This window comes from Polaromonas sp. UBA4122 (assembly GCA_002381615.1).
In the GTDB taxonomy this organism is placed as follows: domain Bacteria; phylum Pseudomonadota; class Gammaproteobacteria; order Burkholderiales; family Burkholderiaceae_C; genus Polaromonas.
Genome location: DFWY01000114.1, coordinates 1 through 6,539, shown reverse-complemented (window position 1 = coordinate 6,539; position 6,539 = coordinate 1). Strand labels below are relative to the sequence as shown.

The window sequence follows — 6,539 nt, the reverse complement described above, 5'->3', positions numbered from 1 at the left end:
CAGGCAACCATGACGTGGGTCAATAAAATGAAAATCTCCCTTCTTCAAGCATGGGCACATGCTGGCAACCAAGCGTCATCCCTTGGTCTTGTGTACACCGACCCCACGGTAGCGTGCGCGCCCTGCTCAATGAGAATGGCAAGTCCATCAATCTTGCCGACGAACGTCGTGTCCGCGAAATTACCAACTACCGTGCCAGTAAGTTCCGCCGTACCAAGCCGACCAAACAGCAGGCCGCCAAGCTGGAGAATAGGTTCACCGACATGGCCGCCGGCGAGGTCAAGATCAAGATGGTTCCAATCATCATCAAGGCCGATGTGCAAGGTTCGCAGTAATTGCTGGCGCAGTTACTGCTCAAGCTCTCGACCGACGAAGTCAAGGTCCAACTGGTCTACACCGCTGTCGGTGGCATCAGCGAGTCCAACGTCAATCTCGCGATTGCTTCCAAGGCCGTCATCATTGGCTTTCACACCCGTGTCGACGCTGCATTTCCAGTTTGACCGCACCACGGAACGGGCGGCCGACATAAACGCGCTGATTGCCCAGGCCGTGGCTTCGCGTTCCAAAAACGAGGACTGACGATGAACGCGCTGCGCACGAGGGTGCCCAGGCGTCCTGTGCATGGGGTGCTGTTGCTAGACAAGCCGCTGGGCCTGTCGAGTCATAACGCATTGCAAAAAGTCAAATGGTTGTTGCGGGCTGAAAAAGCCGGCAACACCGGTACCCTGGATCAGTCGGCGACCGGTGAACGTGACGCAAGAGGATATCGATGCGGTGACGCACCGGTTTACAGGGCGCATTTGGCAACTGCCGCAGATGCACAGTGCGCTGAAGAAAGATGACAAGGCCTTGTACGAGTATGGGCGTGCCGACATTGAAGTGAAGCGGGAGCATCACCATTCACCCCGCGATGACGTAGGTCAATTTTATAAAAAATAGTTGCGTCAAAGACGCAGCAACCTGATGTCGATCAGAGTATCCAAAAATAAATTCATGTACATTAAATTTCGACTGCGGCCGTTCCGGAAGCGAAATAGTCCTACAAAACTTGTGCATTTGCAATCTTTGTGGCTCAGTGCAATCCAATTCATTTAAGGGTTGCCTCCAGATTTCCGGTGACGCCGCATCATATTGATCGCAACCAAATTCCATATTGAATGGCATGCGCACTGGCTGTTTTTCGGCTGAGGCGACAAGCAAGGAGCTGACACGATGACTACGCATGTGATGGTGCAAGACCTGGGGCTGAAAAAGGGCTCCGGCAAATATCCACAATGGAAAATCAACGAAGGCGCGAATCACTTCGACCTCACGGTTGACGGCAAGACCTTTCTCGCGCAAGAGGGCGACACCATCCTGGTCGCAGCGCGCAAAGCTGGCATCGAGATCCCATCGATGTGTTCCGATTCGCGCACCAATCCAAATGGCGATTGCGGCATGTGCGTAGTCGAGATCGATGGCAACCCGGAACCTGTGAAAGCATGCGAAATCAAGGTGCGCAAAGGCATGCAGGTCGTCGCCGATTCTCCCGCGCTGACCGCCCTCCGCCGTCCGATTCTGAACAATTACCTCAGTAACCATAATGCGTACTGTCTGCCGCCATGTTCCTACAAATGTCCGGCAGGCATTGACATTCCCGGCTACATCGGCCTGATCGCGCAAAAGAAATACGTCGAAGCGACGGCGCTGATCAAGGAAAAATTGCCACTGCCGCAGGTCATCGGCCGCGTTTGCCCGAGACCGTGCGAGAGTGTCTGCCGCCGCTCTCAGGTGGACGAGGAACAACCGGTCGCGATCTGCTCGCTGAAACGCTTTGCTGCCGATCGCGCACGCGCACTCGGCGCGATGACGCAGCCGAAGTTGAAGGCGCCCACCGGCAAGAAGGTCGCTGTCGTTGGCGCCGGCCCGGCCGGCCTGACCACCGCATACTATCTTGCGCTTGAAGGCCACAAGGTCACGTTGCTGGAGGCGCAGGAAGCCGCCGGCGGCATGCTGCGCTACGGCATTCCGCCGTACCGTCTGCCGAATCAGGTGCTCGATGACGAGATCAACGACATCCTGGCGCTCGGTGTCGAACTGAAACTCAATCAGCGGCTGGGCCGCGACTACCTGCTGGACTCGCTGACCGATAGCTATGAGGCCGTGTTCATCTCGATCGGCGCTTGCACCGGCAAGATGGCGCGCATTAAGAATGAAAATGCGCTGGGCGTGATGCCGGCGGTCGATTTTCTCGCAAAAGCCAACCGTGGCGAGCGGTCCGATCTGGGCCAGAACGTCGTTGTCATCGGCGGCGGCTTCACCGCAGCAGATGCGGCGCGAACCGCGCGCCGCATGGGCGCACCGAATGTCACGCTGTCTTACCGTCGCTCGCGCAAGGAAATGCCGGCCAGCCCGCATGAAATCCACGATTGCGAAGTCGAGGGCGTGGTCCTCGACCTGCTGTCGGCACCGGTCGAAGTCAAGGTGGAAAATGGCCGCGCGGTCGGCCTCATTTGCCAGCGCATGCGTCTGGGTGAACCGGATGCCAGCGGCCGTCGCAGCCCGGAACCGGTGGTCGGTTCCGAATATACGATCCCGGCCGATACCATTCTGCAGGCCATCAGCCAGGATGTTGACGTCAAGAGCCTGCAAATCAACAATATCGGCACCACCCGCTGGGGCAGTATCGAGGTCGACGAAGCCACCATGAAGACCAACCTGCCCGGCATTTTCGCCGGCGGCGATGCAGCGCTGGGCGCAGCCACCGCAGTCGAAGCCATCGGTCAAGGGCGCCGCGCCGCCTATGCGATCGACGCGTATCTGAAAGGCGCGGACGATCGCATGATCGCAAAAGTCATCGAAATCGAACGGCCCAAGTTTTTCGACATCGGCGCCTGGCCGAAACAGGACGCCAAGCTTGCTGTCATGCCGGTGTTGCCAAAAGAACAACGCGTCTCGGTCTTCGGCAAGGACATTGCCCCGGGCGATACCGGCGCAGTATCGGCCAGCGGCGCCTACGCCGAAGTCGAACTGGGATTCACCGAAGAAGCCGCGATCATCGAAGCCGAGCGCTGCCTGCAGTGCGTATGCCAGGCCGCAGGCACCTGCGACTTGCAAAAATACTCGCTGCAATTCGGCGCCGGGACGAAGGAATATGTCGGGCCGCTGGCGTTTGCCGGCAAGAGCCACAAGGGTTCCGCGCCTGCGAAAATCGCAGCCGTCAAGCCCACAGCCTAAGACATATCCGATAGATACAAGGACGCTAGTTACCATGACTACAACCCAGACACAATCTCAAGGCTGCGCCATTGCCGAAGCGCTGGAAGACAACTACATTCAAGGGCACAAGGCGCCAAGCTCGTTGCGCGGGCCGGCGGTGCGCGGCAACGATGCGCTTGAAGGCTTCTACACGCCGCTGCAATCGTTGCCGTTCTTCGAGTTGCACAAGGAAAAATGCATCCAGTGCCACAACTGCGTGCGCATCTGCAATGAAGTGCAACACCGCAAGGTCTATGCCATCGACCAACTGGGCTACCCGGCGCTGGTCAGCGGCACCTTTGACTTCCGCGACACCGAATGCAACAACTGCGGCCAGTGCGTCAGCGCCTGCCCGACCGGCGCGCTGAAGAGCCTGCTCGACAGCGGCAAGCTGCTCAGCAGCCAGCGCGAAAAAGTCTCGACTGTATGCAGCTACTGCGGCGTCGGCTGTGCGATGAACCTCGAAGTGGAAAACAACAAGGTCGTCGCGGTCAACGGTGCGTTCGTTTCGGATGCGAACGAGGGCAACCTGTGCGTGAAGGGCCGCTTCGGCATGGAATTCATTCACAGCAAGGACCGTCTGACCAGACCATTGATTCGCCGCGGCGGAAAAAACAGCCCGCTGGAAGAAGCAAGCTGGGACGAAGCGATCCGTTTTGCGGCCGATTCTCTGAACGCGGTAAAAGCCAAGCATGGCTCTGCTGCGATCGGTGGCTTGACCTCTGCGCGCGCAACCAACGAAGACAACTACGTATTCCAGCGCTTCGTCCGAACCGCACTCGGCACCAACAACATCGACCATTGCGCCCGCCTGTGCCACATGGCGTCTGTAGTCGCTCTCCAGATGTCGGTCGGCAGCGGTGCACCGAGCGCATCGACGCCGGACATCCGTATGGCTGACGCGTTCATCGTCGCCGGCTCGAACACGACCGAAACCCACCCGGTCATTTCCAGCGCGATCATGAAAGCCAAGTACGAGGGTGGCGCACGCATCGTCGTTATCGACACACGCCGCATCGAAATGGTCAACCATGCTGACGTCTGGCTGCGCCCGCGCCTGGGCACCAACGTCGCCGTGATCAACGGTCTGGCCCATGTGATGCTGGAAGAGGGATTGGCCAACGAAGCCTTCATCCAGTCGCGTACCGAGGATTTTGACAAATTCCGCGACTCGGTGAAGAAATACACGCCGGAATATGTTGAGCAGATCAGCGGTGTTCCCGCCGACCGTCTGCGCGAAGCGGCCCGCATCTATGGCGAGGCCAAGCGCGGCATGCTACTGTGGGGCATGGGCATGACGCAACATCTGACAGGCGTGGACGCCTGCCTTGCGCTGTGCAACCTGTTCCTGGTGACCGGGCATCTCGGCAAGCCAGGCGCCGGCTTCATTCCGATTCGCGGCCAGAACAACGTGCAGGGTTGCAGCGACATGCAGGGCATGGACAACGCACTGCCTGGTAATCATGACATTAACAATCCCGAGCATCGTGCCAAGTTCGAGAAAGCGTGGGGTGCTCCCCTGCCGACCAACCCGTACTTGACGTTGGTCGAAATGGAAGAGGCGGCGCTGCATGGCGGGATCAAGGCCTTGTACATCATGGGCGAAAACCCGATGGGCAGCAGCCCTAACGTGAACGAAGTCGAGGCAGGCCTGAAAAACCTGGAATTCCTCGTGGTTCAGGACATGTTCCTGTCTGAAACCGCCAAGCTGGCCGACGTCGTGTTCCCGGTCTGCAGCTTTGCCGAGAAGGATGGTACCTACACCAACACCGAGCGCCGCGTGCAGCTTCTGCAGAAGGCCATTCCGGAGGTCGGAGAATCTCGCCCCGACTGGAAGGTGATCTGCGACATTTCCGCTGCGATGGGTTATCCGATGCCGTACACCAGTACGGCGCAGGTGATGGAGGAAATTGCATCGCTGGTTCCGTCCTACGGTGGCATTCGCCACGAACGTTTGCACAACGGCGGCCTGCAGTGGCCGTGCTACGATGAAGATCATCCGGGCACGCGCTACCTGTACGCCGAGAACTTCCCGACTGCGAGCGGCCTCGGCAAGTTCCACGCGGTGGAGTACGTCGATTCCGGCGAACAGGCGAGCGACAAATTCCCCCTGATCCTGTCCACCGGACGCCTGCTGGAGCATTACCATACCGGCACGATGACGCGCCGCAACCGCGGCCTCGATTTTATGAAGCCGGAAGGCGAGGTAGAAGTGAATCCGGAAGATGCCCGCCGCTTCAATGTGGTGCATGGTGAGAAGGTGCGCTTGGTGTCCCATCACGGCGCAGTGGAAGTCAAGGTGAAAGTGACCGAGCGTTCCCCGGAAGGGCTGATCTTCTATCCGTTCCACTTCGCAGAAGCGTCCGCCAACAGACTGACCGGCAGCACGTCGCTGGACAAGCAGTCTGGGACGCCAGCCATGAAGCGCTCTGCGGCAAGGATCGAAAAGATCGCAACGACGTAAGCTGCGTAGTCGGCTGTACGAAAAACAAAACCCCGTCGGTCGCAAGGCTGGCGGGGGGTTTGTTTGGCACGTCGGGGGCGGCGTTATTCGGGGTCAGCAGTCAATACAGTTTTTTTCAATTCAGGTATGAGCCTGAGCGAAGCTGGATCGAAGGGATGAATCAGGCGACGGATTTGGATCGTCGTTTGAACAAGTCAAATAGTTTAAGCCGGGCAACATTCATGGCGTTGGCAGCATTGAAATCGCTCTGGGCTTTGGCCTGCAATTGAAGTTGTTCAATAGTGAGTTCCGAGCGCAGGAACTTGCCCACACCCTCCAGGCTTTCCAGCTTGGCCAACGGGGTTTGAACCATGCCTATCCGGTTGACACCCAAAGGACACCATGGGTAGCGTTCGGGGATGGCCAGTGCTTTCCCGACGACCCTTTTGGATTTTCAGCGGATGTTCCCCAACGAGCGTGCCTGCGGCAATTATTTGGAGCGAGTCCGCTAGCCTGATGGTTTTGTGTGCCCCACCCAAGTGCGGTGCCGCTGGCGAGGCATATCGCTTCGAGAATAGGCCGACAGTTCTCACGAGTTCGAGATTGAGATTGAGATTGATCCGATCTATCACCGCTTGCCTGATCGGATACGGGCCCATGCAGCGATTTGCTTCATAGCGCTGATTCTGTATCGGGTCATGCGAAGCCGCTTGCACGCCAGCGATACCCAACTCTCACCTGAGCGCGCCCTCTCAAAACTGCGCCGCATTCAGCACCACCGTGTCACAGTGAACGATACCCAGCCTGTAACAGGACTCTCATCGATCAACCAAGAGCACCCGGGTTCGACAGTTCCAAC

Annotated in this window: 3 protein-coding genes and 4 pseudogenes; 6 read left to right on the top strand and 1 reads right to left on the bottom strand. The window is 58.3% G+C overall.

Going from position 1 to position 6,539, the window contains the following annotated elements:
* Nucleotides 1-152: 152 nt before the first annotated feature.
* The 5 genes and pseudogenes from B3F77_RS14885 to fdhF all read left to right on the top strand — a co-directional run.
* Nucleotides 153-485, top strand: a pseudogene (locus tag B3F77_RS14885) (translation initiation factor IF-2); the annotation flags it as partial.
* Nucleotides 475-579, top strand: a pseudogene (locus B3F77_RS14880) (ribosome-binding factor A); the annotation flags it as partial. The pseudogenes B3F77_RS14885 and B3F77_RS14880, both read left to right, overlap by 11 nt.
* Nucleotides 580-581: 2 nt before the next feature.
* Nucleotides 582-891 (top strand): annotated as a pseudogene (gene truB, locus B3F77_RS14875) (tRNA pseudouridine(55) synthase TruB); the annotation flags it as partial.
* A gap of 336 nt (nucleotides 892-1,227) precedes the next feature.
* Nucleotides 1,228-3,216 (top strand): FAD-dependent oxidoreductase, encoded by a 1,989-nt coding sequence (locus B3F77_RS14870; RefSeq protein ID WP_293605706.1) that lies wholly within the window; start codon nucleotides 1,228-1,230, stop codon nucleotides 3,214-3,216.
* Between the two features lie 139 nt (nucleotides 3,217-3,355).
* Nucleotides 3,356-5,701 (top strand): formate dehydrogenase subunit alpha, encoded by a 2,346-nt coding sequence (gene fdhF / locus B3F77_RS14865; protein WP_293605705.1) that lies wholly within the window; start codon nucleotides 3,356-3,358, stop codon nucleotides 5,699-5,701.
* A gap of 160 nt (nucleotides 5,702-5,861) precedes the next feature.
* On the opposite strand, the gene B3F77_RS14860 is transcribed toward fdhF, so the two are convergent.
* Entirely contained in the window at nucleotides 5,862-6,053 is a 192-nt protein-coding gene (locus B3F77_RS14860; RefSeq protein WP_293605704.1) for a hypothetical protein, read from the bottom strand.
* A gap of 205 nt (nucleotides 6,054-6,258) precedes the next feature.
* Here B3F77_RS14860 and B3F77_RS14850 point away from each other — a divergent pair.
* Nucleotides 6,259-6,539, top strand: a pseudogene (locus B3F77_RS14850) (IS1634 family transposase); the annotation flags it as partial.

Coding starts and splice junctions, on each gene's coding strand:
- B3F77_RS14860 (WP_293605704.1), bottom strand. CDS start 6,053: ATGGTTCAAACCCCGTTGGCCAAGCTGGAAAGCCTGGAGGGTGTGGGC.
- B3F77_RS14870 (WP_293605706.1), top strand. CDS start 1,228: ATGGTGCAAGACCTGGGGCTGAAAAAGGGCTCCGGCAAATATCCACAA.